This is a genomic window from Microbacterium sp. Marseille-Q6648 (assembly GCF_943181415.1).
Classification (GTDB): domain Bacteria; phylum Actinomycetota; class Actinomycetes; order Actinomycetales; family Microbacteriaceae; genus Microbacterium.
On sequence record NZ_CALPBZ010000002.1, the window covers coordinates 459,659 to 475,055 of the forward strand.

General features: G+C 68.9%; 15 protein-coding genes. 4 read left to right on the forward strand and 11 right to left on the reverse strand.

The window, feature by feature from the left end; all coding sequences use genetic code 11:
* Positions 1 to 105: 105 nt before the first annotated feature.
* From NFR93_RS09615 to NFR93_RS09625, 3 genes are all read left to right on the forward strand, one after another.
* Positions 106 to 1,359 carry an ROK family protein gene (locus NFR93_RS09615; protein WP_251452529.1) on the forward strand — a complete coding sequence of 418 codons (1,254 nt, stop codon included), beginning with the start codon at positions 106 to 108 and terminating at the stop codon, positions 1,357 to 1,359.
* A gap of 103 nt (positions 1,360 to 1,462) precedes the next feature.
* Positions 1,463 to 2,905, forward strand: coding sequence for a sugar phosphate isomerase/epimerase (locus NFR93_RS09620; protein ID WP_251452531.1), 1,443 nt, complete (start codon positions 1,463 to 1,465; stop codon positions 2,903 to 2,905).
* A gap of 16 nt (positions 2,906 to 2,921) precedes the next feature.
* Complete coding sequence (locus NFR93_RS09625; protein WP_251452533.1) at positions 2,922 to 3,794, forward strand: ThuA domain-containing protein; 873 nt, start codon at positions 2,922 to 2,924, stop codon at positions 3,792 to 3,794.
* Positions 3,795 to 3,872: 78 nt separating this feature from the next.
* Here the strand turns inward: NFR93_RS09625 and NFR93_RS09630 are convergent, their stop codons facing one another.
* The 9 genes from NFR93_RS09630 to NFR93_RS09670 form a co-directional block, all read right to left on the reverse strand.
* Positions 3,873 to 4,874: a sugar phosphate isomerase/epimerase family protein gene (locus NFR93_RS09630; protein WP_251452535.1), complete on the reverse strand. Its 1,002-nt coding sequence runs from the start codon at positions 4,872 to 4,874 to the stop codon at positions 3,873 to 3,875.
* Between the two features lie 23 nt (positions 4,875 to 4,897).
* Positions 4,898 to 6,061, reverse strand: a complete 1,164-nt coding sequence (locus NFR93_RS09635) for a Gfo/Idh/MocA family protein (protein ID WP_251453038.1) — start codon at positions 6,059 to 6,061, stop codon at positions 4,898 to 4,900.
* Positions 6,062 to 6,177: 116 nt separating this feature from the next.
* Complete coding sequence (locus NFR93_RS09640) at positions 6,178 to 6,594, reverse strand: C-glycoside deglycosidase beta subunit domain-containing protein (protein ID WP_251452537.1); 417 nt, start codon at positions 6,592 to 6,594, stop codon at positions 6,178 to 6,180.
* Between the two features lie 16 nt (positions 6,595 to 6,610).
* Complete coding sequence (locus tag NFR93_RS09645) at positions 6,611 to 7,396, reverse strand: nuclear transport factor 2 family protein (protein WP_251452540.1); 786 nt, start codon at positions 7,394 to 7,396, stop codon at positions 6,611 to 6,613.
* Positions 7,389 to 8,435 (reverse strand): sugar phosphate isomerase/epimerase family protein, encoded by a 1,047-nt coding sequence (locus NFR93_RS09650; RefSeq protein ID WP_251453040.1) that lies wholly within the window; start codon positions 8,433 to 8,435, stop codon positions 7,389 to 7,391. The genes NFR93_RS09645 and NFR93_RS09650 overlap by 8 nt, the downstream gene beginning before the upstream one ends.
* 11 nt (positions 8,436 to 8,446) lie before the next feature.
* Entirely contained in the window at positions 8,447 to 9,574 is a 1,128-nt protein-coding gene (locus tag NFR93_RS09655; RefSeq protein ID WP_251452541.1) for a sugar phosphate isomerase/epimerase family protein, read from the reverse strand.
* On the reverse strand, positions 9,571 to 9,966 hold the full coding sequence (locus NFR93_RS09660; protein ID WP_251452544.1) for a C-glycoside deglycosidase beta subunit domain-containing protein: 396 nt from the start codon (positions 9,964 to 9,966) through the stop codon (positions 9,571 to 9,573). The genes NFR93_RS09655 and NFR93_RS09660 overlap by 4 nt, the downstream gene beginning before the upstream one ends.
* A 70-nt stretch (positions 9,967 to 10,036) precedes the next feature.
* Complete coding sequence (gene carA / locus NFR93_RS09665) at positions 10,037 to 11,566, reverse strand: c-glycoside 3-oxidase CarA (protein ID WP_251452546.1); 1,530 nt, start codon at positions 11,564 to 11,566, stop codon at positions 10,037 to 10,039.
* Positions 11,563 to 12,357, reverse strand: coding sequence for a TIM barrel protein (locus NFR93_RS09670; RefSeq protein WP_251452557.1), 795 nt, complete (start codon positions 12,355 to 12,357; stop codon positions 11,563 to 11,565). The genes carA and NFR93_RS09670 overlap by 4 nt, the downstream gene beginning before the upstream one ends.
* A 133-nt stretch (positions 12,358 to 12,490) precedes the next feature.
* On the opposite strand from NFR93_RS09670, the gene NFR93_RS09675 reads away from it, so the two are divergent.
* Positions 12,491 to 13,471 (forward strand): LysR family transcriptional regulator, encoded by a 981-nt coding sequence (locus tag NFR93_RS09675; protein ID WP_251452560.1) that lies wholly within the window; start codon positions 12,491 to 12,493, stop codon positions 13,469 to 13,471.
* Here NFR93_RS09675 and NFR93_RS09680 read toward each other — a convergent pair.
* Together NFR93_RS09680 and NFR93_RS09685 are read right to left on the reverse strand one after the other, a co-directional pair.
* On the reverse strand, positions 13,461 to 14,297 hold the full coding sequence (locus NFR93_RS09680; RefSeq protein ID WP_251452563.1) for a carbohydrate ABC transporter permease: 837 nt from the start codon (positions 14,295 to 14,297) through the stop codon (positions 13,461 to 13,463). The two genes, NFR93_RS09675 and NFR93_RS09680, sit on opposite strands and share 11 nt — an antisense overlap.
* 1 nt (position 14,298) lies before the next feature.
* A complete protein-coding gene (locus NFR93_RS09685; protein WP_251452566.1) occupies positions 14,299 to 15,258 on the reverse strand; it encodes a carbohydrate ABC transporter permease in 960 nt (319 codons plus the stop codon).
* Between the last annotated feature and the right edge of the window lie 139 nt (positions 15,259 to 15,397).

The window sequence follows — 15,397 nt, forward strand, 5'->3', positions numbered from 1 at the left end:
CTTCCTCGCGAACTTTAGGCGGAACTCTACCTAAGTTCTAGCCAGCTGCACACTTCGACCCCTCACAACCGGCTGCGGCGGCATCCGCTTGTGTCACAATCGAGCATGGCCAGCGAGTCCACCCTGCGCTTCGGAGCGCAGACCGATGAAGTCACGAGTCTGCTGCGCATCGTCAACCTCGTCCGCACGGGCGAGGCGAGCACGCGCCCCGAGATCGGCCGCCTCACCGGGCTGGGACGCGGCGTCGTCACGCAGCGCGTCGACAGGGCCATCGAGATGGGCTTCCTCGAGGACGGCGAGTTCGGCCCGTCCTCGGGCGGACGCGCGCCGCGCACGCTGCGGTTCCGCGCCGAGGCCGGCCGCATCATCGTGTGCGCACTGGGCGCACTGCACATCCACGTCGGCATCGCGGCGCTCGACGGCGACGTCGCGGATCAGACGCACCGGTCGTGGGACATCGCCCGCGGCCCTGCCGAGACGCTCGACACCGTCATGGACATGATCGACGAACTCGTCGCCCGGAACGGCGACGAGCCCGTATGGGGCGTCGTCGTCGGGGTGCCGGGGCCCGTGGACTTCGACAGCGGGCGTCCCGTCGCCCCGCCGATCATGCCCGGCTGGAACGGCTTCGACGTCAAGCGGCGCTTCGAACAGCGCTTCGGCGCGCCCGTCTGGGTCGACAACGACGTGAACCTGCTGGCGCTCAGCGAACGCGCGCGCCGGCGCGGACACCAGGCCGACCTCATCTACATCAAGGTCGGTTCCGGCATCGGCGCGGGCCTGCTCTCGCACGGGCGCCTCCACCGCGGCGCGAACGGCGCAGCCGGCGACATCGGCCACGTGCGGGTGCCCGGATCCGACGCACTCTGCCGCTGCGGCAAGATCGGGTGCCTCGAGGCGGTCGCGGGGGGATGGGCGCTCGTCCGCGATGCCGAGGCCCGCCTCGCAGACGGCGCGGGCGGGCGCCTGGCGCAGTCCGATCAGCTGACGCCCGAGGTCATCTCGATCGCCGCGGAGGACGGGGACGCGCTCGCGATCTCGCTCATCCAGGCCTCTGCGCACGTGGTGGGCGAATCGATCGCCACGCTGGTGAACGTCTTCAACCCGGGCGTCATCGTGATCGGCGGAGCGGTCGCCGCGGCGGGCGAACTGTATCTGGCCGAGGTTCGACAGCGCGTCTACGAGCTGTCGCTGCCGCTGGCGACGCGCGACCTCACGATCACACAGTCGGTCAACGACAAACGGGAACCGCTGCGCGGCGGCGCCGAGCTCGCCCGCGAGCAGCTCTTCGAGGTGACGTTCCCGCGATGGTTCGCCGACGGGCGCCCGACGAGTGAACGGTCGCCCGCCGCACTCTGACACTTCTTACGCTTTTCGACAAAAGCGTGTATGTTCTCGGCTGAACCCCACGAAGGAGTGTCATGCCCGAGAGCGTCCGACCCCGCATACCCACCCGCCGCGCATGACGCTGCACGCCCTGCGGGACGACGCACTGCAGTCGGCGCCCGATGGCTTCACCCTGAGGCTGGGTCTGCCGTGGATCCGCTCCCTGCCGGTGTCGTCGCTGGTCGACCTCGAAGTGACCGTGGACGGCGAGCCCGTCGCCGAACCGCGCGTCGAGGCGGATGCCGCGGACTGGTGGTTTCTGCAGGACCGCCTCGACGTGCGCGGCGACAGACCCCTGGCGGCGGGCGCACACCAGGTTGTGGTGGGCTTCCGCCTCGTGGTGCCGTACCTGCAGGCGGGACCAGGGGGGCCGCTTGCGCTGCCGTTCCGCATCGAGCGCGACCTCGTCCTGGATGCGGGCGCCCCTTCGTCTCGTCGCTCCGCTCCTCGCTCAGGGTCCGGGGCGGCGGCGGACGGATACCCGGACGCTGAGCGAGCGGCGCAGCCGCGAGACGAAGCGCGCTGGACGCTCGCCGCCAGCGGCTTCAACGTCACGCCGCTCGTCATCGCCGCCGATCGTCCCGCCACCGACCTCGTCGTCGACCTCGCCCGGAACGTCGCGCGGGTCGTGGAACTCGAGCCGGGACAGCTGTGGCGGACGTTCCCCGCCCCCGAGGACGCCGAGGTCGACGCCTTCCGCGACCGCCTGGCGGCCGCCGGCGGATCGGTGAGCATCGTCGGTGCGAGCCTCGACGACTGGACCGGCGCAGGCCAGCGCCTCGACGACGACGAGCGCCTGGCGTTCCTGCTGCCGCAGCTGCGCGCGGCGAGCCGCGTGGGCGCGCAGGGCGTGCGACTGCCGATCGGCCAGGCCGGCAGGGCGCTCCTGCAGCGTCTGGTGCCACATCTCGAGCAGCTCGACCTGGTGCTGCTCGAAGAGATCCAGGGCCAGCAGACGCCCGACTCCCCCGCGACGTCCGCCGCGCTCGACAGCATCGCCGCCCTCGACCATCCGCTGGTGCGGGTGCTCGTCGACATCAGCATGCTCATGCCGGCGCTTCCGCTCAGCTACCTCGAGCGCCTGCGGGCAGGCGGCATCCCGCACGACCTCGTTGCTCGCCTCGAGAACGACTGGCGCGACCCCGCGACCGCCGAGGCCGTCGTGACGCACCTCCGCTCCGGCGCGGTGCCGGGCGCCGTCCACACGCTGTACATGAACCTCCTCGTGCGGTTCGGTCGTTCGGATGCGACCGTGCTGCGCGGCATCCTGCCTCTCGTCGGCGCCTTCCACCTGAAGTTCTGGGATCTCGACGACTCCGACGGACGCGTGTCGAACCCGATCCGCGACGTCGGCACCCTCCTGCGCGGGTCGGATTTCACCGGCACCCTGTGCAGCGAGTGGGGCGGGCACGAGTGGCTCGACGACGACCCCTACGAGATCACCCGCGGGCACCTCGAGCTCGCCCGCGATGCACTCGCGCAGGGAGCTTCCCTCACCGCGCGGACCCCGAATCGATGACGAACGGAGCGACCACATGACCTCGCAGCTGCAGGCGCTGATCCTGTCGGGCCACATGACCCATGAGCACGACAACGAGCACCGCAGCTTCCGTCAGCACAACCAGTGGCTGACGACGCTGCTCGAAGACACCGGGCGGTTCCGCGTGCGCGTGGTCGAAGACCCGCGCGGCCTCGGCGCCGAGATCATCGACAAGTACGACGTGCTGATCGTCGTGTTCGAGGGCCGCGACGGCTACTTCGACAAGGCGGTCGGGTTCGGTGCCGAGACGGATGCCGCGATCCTGCGCTTCGTGCACGACGACGGCAAGGGGATCGTTTGGTTCCACGGATCCGCCGCGCAGGAGGACTCGTGGGGCTACCCCGAGGAGTACAACGTGATGCGCGGCGCGAAGCTCAGCGCCTACGAGACAGGTCTTCGACCCAGGCCCTGGGGCGAGGCTCTGCTGAAGACCGTCGAGCCGCGGCATCCGATCACCGAAGGGATCAACGCGACGTGGACCGTGACCGGTGACGACATCCTCACCGGCGTGGACCTGTACGAGGGCGCGCAGGTGCTGCTGACGACGTTCGACGATCTCGAGGCCTACGAGAAGGCGCCCGTCTGGCCGATGTCGCACTACCCGGTCGTGATCCCCGAGGGCGGCATCGCCGAGCTCAACGGCATGAACACCGATCAGCCGATCGCGTGGATCAACGAGTACGGCGCGGGGCGGTCGTTCACGATCACGATCGGCCACGACATCGACACGTTCCGGCGCATCGAGTTCATCCGCATGTTCCCGCGCGGCGTCGAGTGGGCGGCCACCGGCGACGTGGCGCTGACCGGTCCCGATCGCCGCGGCGAGCGCCGCTTCCTCCCCTGGCCGTACTACAACCACGAGAGCTGAGACGCCGATCGGGTGACGGGTGTCGTCGCCTCACGGGAAGTGAGGCGGCACCACCTGCCACCCGAACGGCGTGGAGAGCTACTTGGTCGAGAAGGCGGCGTCGAACGCGGCAGCCGGCGGAGTGATGGCGTTGAGCGTCCGCACGAACTCGATCGCCTCGGGCGCGCCCTGCAGGCGGTCCATGCCGGCGTCCTCCCACTCGACCGAGGTCGGGCCGTCGTAGCCGATGGCGTTGAGCGCGCGGAACAGCGGCTCCCACGGCACCTCGCCGTGCGCGGTCGAGACGAAGGTCCAGCCACGACGCGGGTTCGCCCACGGCAGGTGGGATCCGAGCACGCCGTTGCGGCCGTCGAGGTTGGTCACCGACTCCTTCACGTGCACGTGGAAGATGTGGTCGGCGAAGTCGAGCACGAACGCCACCGGGTCGAGCTGCTGCCACATGAAGTGGGAGGGGTCGAAGTTGATCCCGAAGCTCTTGCGGTGCCCGATCGCCTCGAGGGCGGCCTTGGTGGTCCAGTAGTCGTAGGCGATCTCGGAGGGGTGCACCTCGAGGGCGAAGCGCACGCCGACCTCTTCGAACACGTCCAGAATCGGGTGGAACCGGTCGGCGAAGTCCTGATAGCCGGCGGCGATCCACTCGTCCGAGGCGGGCGGGAACATCGCCACGGCCTTCCAGATCGACGAGCCGGTGAAGCCGGTGACGGTCTTCACCCCGAGCTTGGCCGCGAACCGGGCGGTCATCTTCAGCTCTTCGGCCGCCCGCTGGCGCACGCCCTCGGCGTCGCCGTCGCCCCACACCCGGTCGTTGAGGATGTCGCGGTGCCGCTCGTCGATGGGGTCGTCGCACACCGCCTGGCCGGCGAGGTGGTTCGAGATCGTCCACACCTTCAGGCCGTTGCGCTCGAGGATGTCGCGACGCGATTGCACGTACGCCTCGTCGTCCCAGCGCGAGACGTCGATGTGATCGCCCCAGCAGGCGATCTCGAGGCCGTCGTAGCCCCATTCACCCGCGAGGCGCGCGACCTCTTCGAAGGGCAGGTCGGCCCACTGGCCGGTGAACAGGGTGATCGGTCGTGCCATGTCGTTCTCCTTCGGAGGATGATTCAGACGGATGCCGCGGCGTCCACCGCGACTCGGACCCAGGCCGAGCCATTCTCACTCGACCGCTCGACCGCGTCGAGGACGCGCTGCACCGACAGTCCCTCGTCGAACGTGGGGTGAGGGTCGGCGCCCTCGGCGATGGCGGTCACGAGATCGACGACCTGATGACTGAATCCATGCTCGTAGCCCAGCATGTGCCCGGCCGGCCACCACGCCGAGACGTACGGATGCTGGGACTCGGTGACGAGGATGCGGGTGAAGCCCTGCCGGTCGGCGGGCGCCGTGCGATCGTAGAGCTGCAGGCTGTTGAGATCTTCGAGGTCGAACGCGAGCGAGCCCTTGTCGCCGGACACCTCGATCGTCAGGGCGTTCTTGCGTCCGGTCGCGAAGCGCGTCGCCTCGAAGGACGCCAGCGCGCCGCCGGCGAGCCGACCGGTGAAGATCGCCACGTCGTCGACCGTCACCTGCCCGACACCCTCGGCGGCGGTGCCGCTCAGCCCCGAGCCCGCGCCCTGGAGCGGGCGCTCCTTGACGATGGTGTCCATGGTCCCCGACACCGATTCGACGGCGAGGCCGGTGACGAACTGAGTCATGTCGATGATGTGCGCACCGATGTCGCCCAGCGCTCCCGAGCCGGCGTGCTCCTTCTGCAGGCGCCACGCCAGCGGCATCTGCGGGTCGACGAGCCAGTCCTGCCGGTACGCCGCGCGCACCTGCTGCACGGTGCCGATCACGCCCTCGGCGATGAGGTCGCGCAGCAGGGTCACGGCCGGGACGCGGCGATAGGTGAAGCCCACCATCGCGCGCACGCCGCGGCCGGCAGCGCGGGTCGCGGCATCCGCCATCGCCTCGGCCTCGGCGACGGTGTTCGCGAGCGGCTTCTCGCACAGGACGTGCTTGCCCGCTGCGAGAGCTGCGATGGCGATCTCGGCGTGCGAGTCGCCGGGTGTGACGATGTCGACGACGTCGATGTCGTCGCGCGCGATCACGTCGCGCCAGTCGGTCGCCGACTCGGCCCAGCCCCACTTCGCTGCGGCCGCGCTGACCGCATCGGCGTTCCGGCCCACCAGCACGGCCATCTCGACCGTTGCGGGCAGGTCGAACATCCGCGGCGCCTGCCGCCAGCCCACGGAGTGGGCCGCGCCCATGAACCCGTGCCCGATCATCGCGACGCGGAGGCGCTTCGTCTCGCTGCGCTCGCTCAGCGTCCGGGGTGTGCTGCGCTCGCTCAGCGTCCGGGGGGTGCTGTGCTCGCTCAGCGTCCGGGGGGTGCTGTGCTCGCTCATGCCAGCACGACCTCGCGCTCGACCGGCACGCGGTTGGTGACGTAGCGGCCGGGGCCGCCGTCGGCGCCGGGCGAGATCTGCATGTAGAGCAGGCGCATCGTGAGCACCACCTCGACGGTGAGCTTCTCGCCCTGCTCGGGCGCCCGACCGAGGTCGATGACGACATCGGGACGGTCGGCGACGAACCACAGGGTCTCGGACTGCTCGGGCAGCTCCTCGATCCGGTATTCGCGGCCCTGCAGCACGAAGCGGAGTCGGTCCTTCGGGATCGACTCGCCGTTGACGGATGCCGCGACGTCATCGACCGCCGAGAGCCACAGGCTCCGGTACCAGGGCAGCTGCAGCGAGACCGCGAGGCCGGTGTCGGTGCGCCGGACGTCCTTGTCGGCGAAGAGGGAATTGTGGGTGGCCATGGCTCCTCCGAGCGGGTCAGGCGTAGGTGTCGGTGAAGTGCTCGTGCGGCTCGGGCGGTGCCGGCTCGAGCTTCTGCACGGTCTGCGGGCTGTACGGGTGGTTGGTGCCGGGCACCGGCTCGTCGGCGGGGGGCATGAAGACGGGCTTGCCGTCGTCGCCGAAGTACATGAGGTCGAGGTCGAACGCGCCCTGGTTCTTCAGGCCGAAGCTGACCCAGTTCTCCTCGAACGGCGCGCGCGCCAGCTCGTAGCAGCGGAACTTCCAGAACTTCCACTCGCCGTCCTGCTTGAGGAAGTCGATGGCGTACTTGCACCAGACCCAGTGCGCCCACACCTTCTTGCCGAGCACCTCCTCCGGCGAGTACATGTCGGGAAACGCCTCGGCCACCTTCGGGTCGGTGAGTCCCGACTCCGTGCCGGCCATCATCCACACGCCCTTGGCGGTCTTGCCGTCGGCGGCGACCTCGATGACGGGGGTGTTCGTGGCGTGGAGGATGAGCTTGCCCTCGGGGTGCGGACGGCCGCGGTGGTAGTCGGTCACGCTCTGCCACGTCGTGTACTGACCGGCGTTGGTGTACCGGGCGCGGATGCCCTCCGTGCCCTCCTTGACCCAGAGCGGGATGATCTGCTCGTCCTCGAAGGCGTTGTGCAGGTACATATACCGGTTGAACAGGTTCTCGACCTGCCCGCGGTCCTCCGCGCGCTGTGCGAGGGCGCGCGCGCCGGCCACCTCATCTCGCAGGCGCGCGAGCTCGGCGGTGATCTCCTCGAGGGAGGCGGGGGCGATGGTGGTGTCAGACATGGGCGGTCTCCTTCGACTGCTCGGCGACGGTGTCCTCGATGGTCTTGCGCATCAGCGCGTGCTGCTTCTTCACGAGATCGATCGGGTCGGCCTCGCCGAGGTCCTGGAACGCGTGGCCTTCCCACTCGCTCGAGAGATAGCCCTGGTAGCCGCCCACGACGAACTGCTTCACGATGCGCGGGATGTCCATCGCGGGCTCGTCGCCGCTCTCGTCGATGTCGTAGAACTTCGCGTGCACGTGGAACATCTGGGGCATGATGTCGAGCCACTCCTCCGGCGGCACCAGACCGTGCATGTTGAAGGCGAGACGCGTGAACGGCCCGAACGTGAGCGGGTCCACGCCCTCGCTCACGAGATAGTCCTCGAACTTCTGGTTGCGCACGTGCATCGGCGTGGGCTCGTGCCAGATCTCGTCCATGACCGGGAAGTGCCTCTCGTCCATCCCCATCTGCCCGAGCGTCCGCAGGAGCGTGGGCGACAGGCTGTGCATGGTGGAGGAGAAGTCGGCGGTGAAGCCGAGGCGCTCGGACTGCAGCTCGTCGTACATCTCGCGCATCTGCAGCACCTGGGGGTTGTTGGGCCCGGACGGTGCGTGGATCTCGTAGCCGAGGTACTGGTCGTACTTCTCGGCGAGGGGCAGCAGGCTCCGCAGCAGCTCTTTGCCGTGCGAGCGGATGACGATGCGCTTGAAGCCGAGGGTGTGGGCGGTCTTGAGCTGACGCGCGAGGAAGTCGTGCTCCTCGTCGGGCGTCATGTCGCGATCCTTGCGCCGACCCATGTCGAGGTTCGTGCCGACGGCACTCGCCTCGAGACCGTACTTCTCGAGCGAGTCGAACCAGAGCTTCACGAAGTCCTCGTCGACGTCGGGGTAGCTGCGCAGCAGCTGCGCGATGTTGAACTCGACGCCGGGGCCGATGCCCTCGTCGTGCACCGCCTTGATGAGGGTCTCGGGGGTGTACTGGCCGGCTGCGAACTCGCTGGTCATGGAGTACAGCGTCGTGCCCAGCTTGATGCCGGTGCCGGCGATGCCGTCGTGGATCTGCGGCAGGGTCATGCTCCCGCTCCTTCCGTGGTGGGCAACCAGGCTCCGAGCTGCGCGCGGGCCTCTGCCAGATCGGTGATCATGCGCGAGCCCGCGTCCGCCGCGGCCGAGCGCTGCACCGCCTGTTCGGCGGCGATGATGTCGAACGGCGACTGCCAGTGGTTCCAGTGCCAGCCCTCGTACTCGCTGGAGATCGCGCCGTTGTAGCCGTTCTCGACCAGCAGTCTCACGAGATCGCGCACGGGAACCGAGGGCTCTTCGCCGTCGTCGTCGATGCCGAAGAACTTGCCGTGCACATGCTTGATCCACGGGAAGATCTCGAGCCAGTCGTCCACGCGCGCCGGACCGAACAGGCCGGTGCCGTTGATGCCGAAGTCGATACCCAGGTCGGGACGGCCGTTCTGGGCGGCGAGGCCGATGAAGGATCCGAAGCGCTTGCCGTGCTCGGCCTGGTCGGCCGGGGGGCCCTGCTCGTAATAGGTGTTCCACAGGTCGACGACCTTGACCAGCAGCTCTTCGGACGCGCCGCGGCGGCGGTACGCCTCGATGAGCGACGGAGCGAACCCCGACACGGTCGCGCCCCAGTCCATCGTGAAGCCGAGGAAGGGGGAGCCGACCTTCTCGTAGCGGTCCCGCAGGGCGAGGATCCTCGGGTGCGAGGCGTACTGGTCGGCGTGCACCTCGAGCGCCAAGGTGACACCGTGCGCCTCGGCGATGGGGGCGAGGGCCTCCATCGAGTCGGGGGTGATCGAGATCTGCACGCGGGCGATCGGGAAGCCGAGCTTCGCGGCCGCCTTGATCTGCCGTGTCATGTACTCGATGAGCTCGTCCTGGTTCAGCAGGCGATCCCGGTGGATGCCGATGTCGGCGTTCACGGCGAGCGAGGTCGTGGTGAGCCCGACTTCGGCGACGAGGTCCTGGAACCAGCCCGCGTACGCGTCGTCGATCTCGGGGAACCCGCGGAAGCTGGAGAACCCGATGATCTCGAGCCCCGGCCCGAAGCCCTCGGCCGCCGTCTTGCGGATGAGCCCCTCGAGGTCGTACTCCCGCGCGTGGAATGCGCGGGTGAAGCTGTACAGCGTGACGCCCTGGATCGGGCTGCCCAGCCCACCGGTGCGCTCCGGAGTCGCGGTCATGCCGCCACCGCCTTCATGGTCTTGGTGTTCGTCTCGTCGATGTGGAGGGTCTCGGACTCGGAGATGATGATGTACGGGATGTAGAGCGTGAGCCCGACGGTCACCTCGTGCTCGGCATCCGCATCTGCGATCACATCGCCCGAGAGGACCGCGGAGTCGGTGGGGAACCACCACTCCTCGGTGTTGGTGCGCAGCTCGTCGAAGGTGAACTCGCGCCCGTTCATCTGCCAGCGCAGAGAGTCTGCGGGGGCGACGATGCCGTCGATCGTCAGCGTCGCGCCGGCGATGCACGAGCCCGGAAGAGCTCGGTACCAGGGCAGCCGGACCTCGACGGCCGAGCGCCGCCCGTCGGTCGTGAGCGTGCCCTGCTCGATGATGCGGTCGGGGATCACGAAGACCTCCACATTCTGGGCCGGCGGATTCGGCCGGACATCTTTGTCATGATTACTTCACTCTAATGTCTTATTCAGACATAAGCAAGGAGATCTTGCGAGCGCCCTTGACCGCGAGCGCGACGCCGGTGAGCGTCGGATTGCACGCGGTGGCGGTGGGGATGACGCCGTTGCCGGCGACGAAGAGCCCGGGCGCCGCCCAGACCTCGCTGTCGGGCGAGCACACGCTGGTCCCGTCGTCGACGGACCCCATGCGCGTCGTGCCCTGATAGTGCAGCGACGCGCCGAGCGGCATCATGAACGGGCGGTCGTCGAGCGGCTCCCCGATCGCCCGCCCCAGGCGCACGACCTCGTCCTTGGCGCGCGCGATGATCTCGTGGTCGCGCGACGTCAGGGTGTAGTGGAGAGTCATCGCCGGCATCCCGTAGCCGTCGTGGGCGGCATCCGAGAACTCGACCCGATCGCTCGCCTGCAGGTCCTTCGCGCAGAAGAGACCGAGCCCCACGATCGAGCCGGGGGCGGCGGGATCGTCGTCGGCGAGCGTGACCGGCGACGCGTCGAGCTGCATCACCTGGCCGTGGAAGGGCATGTCGTCGGTGAAGGGCACCCAGGTGACGCCGCTGTACTCGCTGAGTCCGGTGGTCGCGGCTCCCTCGTCGCCCGCGGCGGGAACGAAGTCGCGGATGCGCACGGCGAACACGATCTGGGCCTGGTCGTTCAGGTAGCGCCCCAGTGCATCGGGGCGGATGCCGGAGGCCCACAGCAGCTGCGGCGTGCGCAGCGCATCTGCCGCCACGACGACGAATCGCGCACGGACCTCGTGACGCTCGCCGGTGCGGCGGTCGGTGACCTCCACGCCCGCCGCGCGGCCGTCCTCGAGAAGGACCCGCGTGACGAGCGACTCGTCGTACAGCGCGAAGTCCGGGTTCGCGCGCGTGGTCTCGCCGAGCACGACGTCCGATCCGGACCACACCAGCCTGCCGTCATCGCGTCGGTGCACCGCGAGGGGCATGCGCTGGACGCGTTCGTGCTCCTCGCGCCCGTCGTCGACCGCCGACGCCAGCCGACCGCGCACGAGCGGCGCGTGGGGAGACGAATCGAACGCGTCGCTGGTCACGCCGAGCAGCCGCTCACCCTCGGCCAGCAGCTCGTCCAGTTCGCCTGTGTCATCCAGGAAGCCGATGCGCTCGCTGTCGTTGGGGCGCGGGCAGGCGCCCGTCCAGTGCGCCGCCATGCCGCCGACGTTGCTCGACATCGCCGCGACCGGGAGGCCGTCCTCGCCGTCGACCTGGAAGCCGTCCTCGAGCAGATAGGTCCCGGGCCGCGCGCGACGCTGGGCGGTCTTCACGATGCCGCCGACGCGCTCGCCCCCCTCCCGGGCGGACGGCCCTTCGGACCGCATCTGCGCGCGGGCGCGATCGTCGGCGTCGGCGATGTTCTTCACATGCGCCCCGGGCGGGTCCGAGACGGTCGGCCCGACCTCGAACATCGCGATGGTCGCGCCGGGCGAGGTCTCGCTGAGGATGCGCGCGTAGGCCGCGCCGGTCGGACCGCTGCCGACGATGGCGACGTCGACGGATGCCGGATACCGGCCGCTCACGCCGATGCCGCCAGTTCGACGATGCGGGCCACCGAGGCGCTCGACTCCTGCGTGGGGTAGTACTCGAGCCCGATGGGTCCGTCGTAGCCGCTCCCCCGCAGGATGCCGAGTCGCTCGACCCAATCGAGGTCGCCCGCCCCGGGCTCGCCGCGCCCGGGCGCGTCGGCGAGCTGCACGTACTTCACCAGGTCACCGGCGTTGGCGAGCTCGGCGGCCATGTCCTCGCCTTCGACGGCCGAGTGATAGATGTCGTAGAGGACTCCGAAGAACGGCGAATCGACGCCGCGGGCGACGTAGACGGCCTCGGCGGTGCGGTCCAGCAGCGAGCCGGGGTGGTCGACGCGGACGTTCACCGGCTCCAGGACGAGTGTGATGCCCGAGCCGGCGATCTGCGCGTCGGCCTTCGTGTAGATCTCGGTCAGCTTGTCGAGCTGCACCTGACGCTTCCACCCGCCGAAGCCGGTACCGCTGCCGACGACGATCCGCGGGCAGCCGAGGTCGTGCGCGATCGCGACCCCCTCGTCGAGCTTGCGGAAGAACTCGGAGTGATCCCACGGCGGGATCATGAACTGCGTGCGGGGCTCCGAGAGCTGGGCGGTGAGCGCGGTGCCGGTCTCTTCGAGCGCCGCCTTCAGCGCCGGAAGGTCCTTGGGCTGCGCGGGCGCGTCCACGCCCGTGGGTCCCCACATCTCGACGGCGTCGAAACCGGCGGCCGCGGCCGCGCGGACCCGGTCGTGATAGTCGCCGGCTTCGGTGAAGAGGAGTTCGATGTTCGGTGCGAGCTGGTACATGAGTGGGCTTCCTGAAGAGTGGGGGTGGGGTTCGCCTGGATCAGGCGGCATCGCTTCGACGAATGACGGATGCCGCCGGAATAGATCGCCTCGATAGGATGGGCACGTTCGATGGAGAGAGGATCACACCGACGTGGCCGACCAACCGCTCCTGTCCCGGCTCGATCTCAACCTGCTCGTCGCGCTCGACGCGCTGCTGACAGAGCGCAGCGTGACGCGTGCGGCGGAACGCCTGCATCTGAGCCAGCCGGCGCTGAGCGCGTCGCTCGCGCGACTGCGGACCCACTTCAACGACCCGATCCTCGCGCGACGCGGCAACACCTACGAGCTGACGCCGTTGGCGCTGCGGCTGACCGAGCACACCGCGATCGCGCTGGACGCGGCCCGCCGCGTGTTCGAGAGCCAGGCGACCTGGACCCCGCACGACTCCACACGGGAGTTCTCGATCTACGGTTCGGATTACGGCTTCGTCACCATCGGAGCCGCGGTCTCGCGCGTGGCCGCGCGCACCGCCCCGGGCGTGAGCTTCCGCTTCGTCCTGCACAATCAGTCGATCGTGGACGACGCCGCCACGAGCCTGCGCTCGGCGGACGCCATGGTGATCCCCCACGGCTACCTGACCGACCTGCCGTACGAGGACCTCTTCCGCGACCGCTGGGTGATCGTCGCCTCCGAGACGAACGAGGCCGTCGCGGACGGGCTCAGCATGGAGCTGCTCACCGACGCCCACTGGGTCTTCACCTACCGGTCGCGGTCCGCTTTCACCTCGGCGGGTCGGCAGCTGCAGATGCTGGGCCTGGAACCCACCGTCGACGCCGTGGTCGAGAGCTTCCTCGCGCTCAGCACCTTCGTCAGGGGCACCGACCGGCTGGGCATCGTGCAGTCCGCGCTCGCGCCGTCGATCGAGCGCCTCGGCGGTCTGCGGATCCTCGAGCCGCCCTTCGACGCGACCCCGACGACCAACGCCCTGTGGTGGCATCCGGTCCACGACCGCGATCCCGAGCACGCGTGGATGCGTCAGGTGTTCCTCGAGGCGGCCGCCGAGGTGCAGTCCGCGATCGACGCGGGTGAACGGTTCACAGAGCCGCTCGCCCCGGCATCCGTCAACCCTTGAGGCCACCGGCGAACCCCTGGATGAACTTCTTCTGCGCGAACATGTAGAACGCCAGGATCGGGATCATCGAGATGATCACGACGGCGAAGATCTTGTTCCACGCCGAGACGAGGCCGCCCACGTAGGTGTACATCGCCACCGGGAGCGTCTGGGTGGTCGAACCGCCGAGGAAGATCAGCGAGTTGAAGAAGTCGTTCCACACGATGAGCCCCGTCAGGATGGCCACCGTCCCCGTTGCCGGCGCCATGAGGGGCAGCACGACGCGGAAGAACGCCTGGGTGGGACTGGCGCCGTCGATCACGGCGGCCTCTTCGTACTCGGTCGACAGCCCGCGGAAGAAGCTGGCGTAGAGGAAGATCGACAGCGGCAGCAGGATGCCGGTCCACAGCAGGATCATGCCGATCGCGTTGCCGGTGAGACCCACGCTGCGCGCCCCGATGTACAGGGGAACCGTGCCCAGCTGGGCGGGCAGGATGATGGCGATCAGCACGAGGTAGAACGTCACGTTCGTCCAGGTGCGGGTCCGCCGCGAGATGACGTAAGCGGCGACCGATCCCAGGAGCACCAGACCGAAGATGGCGCCGGCGGTGATGATGACGCTGTTGAGGATGCTCATCGGGATGCTGTTGCGTCCGGTCGAGGTGAGCACCTCGACGAAGGCGCTGAAGTCCACCGAGGTGGGCGGCGCGACCGGGCTCGAGGTGAGTGCCTCCTCGTCGCTCTTGAGAGCGGTCACGACGAGGATGTACAGCGGCAGCAGGCCGAGCAGGGTCACGACCCAGACGAGGGCCTCGCGGACCGCGGTGAGCTTGGTGTAGCGGAACATGTCAGGCCTTCCGGGCGTCTCGGTCGCGGGTGGCGTACTGCTGGAGGATGGCGAACACCAGGATGATGAGCGTCAGGACCAGCGCGAGGGCCGAGCCGAAGCCGAACTGTCCCAGAGAGAACGCCTGCTTGTAGACCTCCGTGGCGAGGGTCTCGGTGGCACCGGCGGGACCGCCGCCGGTGAGTGCGAGGATCTGGTCGAAGATGCGCAGCCCCTGGATGATGCCGAGGGTCGTCGCGATCGCGATCGACGGGCGGATGGCGGGGACCACGACATTCCAGAAGCGCCCCCAGATCCCTGCACCGTCGAGGGCGGCCGCCTCTTCGATCTCGACCGGGACGCTCGCCAGGCCCGCGAGGTAGATGACCATGACGAAGCCGGTCTGCTGCCAGACGACCGTGACGAGGATCGCCCAGATCGACCAGGTTGGGTCGGCCAGCCACACCTTCTGCCACTCCTCGAGCCCGATGAGTCCGAGGAAGCCGTTGAGCGGACCGTTGAACTGGAAGATGAACTTCCACACGTAGGCCACCGCGAGCGGGCTGAGGACGACGGGCATGAAGAGGAGGGTCCGCAGGATGTAGCGGGACTTCAGCATGCGGTTGATCGCGAGGGCGTACAGCAGCCCGAAGACGTTGGTGAGGATCACCGAGCCGAACGCGAGGAACAGCGTGTTCCACACCGCGCCCAGCAGCTGGGGGTCCTGGAAGATGCGCTCGAAGTTGCCGAAGCCGATGAGCTCCCAGTCGCCCAGGCCGGTCCAGTTCGTGAAGGCGAAGAAGCCGCCGGTGAGGGTGGCGGCGTAGTGCACGCCGATCACGAGGACGATCGCCGGCAGCGCCCACCACCAATGGCCGTAGCTGATGAGCGGCTTGCGGCGCCGCCGCGGTTCAGGCGTACGCCGAGCCTTCGGCGGCACGGTGAGGGTGCGCGTACTGCTCTCGTTGATCGTCACTGTCATCCGCTCTCTGACCTCGTCGTCATGCACCCCGCTTCGGGTGCGCCCACAGTCAGTATCACGCGCTTGCGTCGAAAGCACACATTAGTTATCCCGATATCGGATATAAGTGTGCGGTCCGAGGGGCATTGGCTGAGCGGTG

Coding starts and splice junctions, on each gene's coding strand:
- NFR93_RS09615 (WP_251452529.1), top strand. CDS start 106: ATGGCCAGCGAGTCCACCCTGCGCTTCGGAGCGCAGACCGATGAAGTC.
- NFR93_RS09620 (WP_251452531.1), top strand. CDS start 1,463: ATGACGCTGCACGCCCTGCGGGACGACGCACTGCAGTCGGCGCCCGAT.
- NFR93_RS09625 (WP_251452533.1), top strand. CDS start 2,922: ATGACCTCGCAGCTGCAGGCGCTGATCCTGTCGGGCCACATGACCCAT.
- NFR93_RS09630 (WP_251452535.1), bottom strand. CDS start 4,874: ATGGCACGACCGATCACCCTGTTCACCGGCCAGTGGGCCGACCTGCCC.
- NFR93_RS09635 (WP_251453038.1), bottom strand. CDS start 6,061: ATGATCGGGCACGGGTTCATGGGCGCGGCCCACTCCGTGGGCTGGCGG.
- NFR93_RS09640 (WP_251452537.1), bottom strand. CDS start 6,594: ATGGCCACCCACAATTCCCTCTTCGCCGACAAGGACGTCCGGCGCACC.
- NFR93_RS09645 (WP_251452540.1), bottom strand. CDS start 7,396: ATGTCTGACACCACCATCGCCCCCGCCTCCCTCGAGGAGATCACCGCC.
- NFR93_RS09655 (WP_251452541.1), bottom strand. CDS start 9,574: ATGACCGCGACTCCGGAGCGCACCGGTGGGCTGGGCAGCCCGATCCAG.
- NFR93_RS09670 (WP_251452557.1), bottom strand. CDS start 12,357: ATGTACCAGCTCGCACCGAACATCGAACTCCTCTTCACCGAAGCCGGC.
- NFR93_RS09680 (WP_251452563.1), bottom strand. CDS start 14,297: ATGTTCCGCTACACCAAGCTCACCGCGGTCCGCGAGGCCCTCGTCTGG.
- NFR93_RS09685 (WP_251452566.1), bottom strand. CDS start 15,258: ATGACAGTGACGATCAACGAGAGCAGTACGCGCACCCTCACCGTGCCG.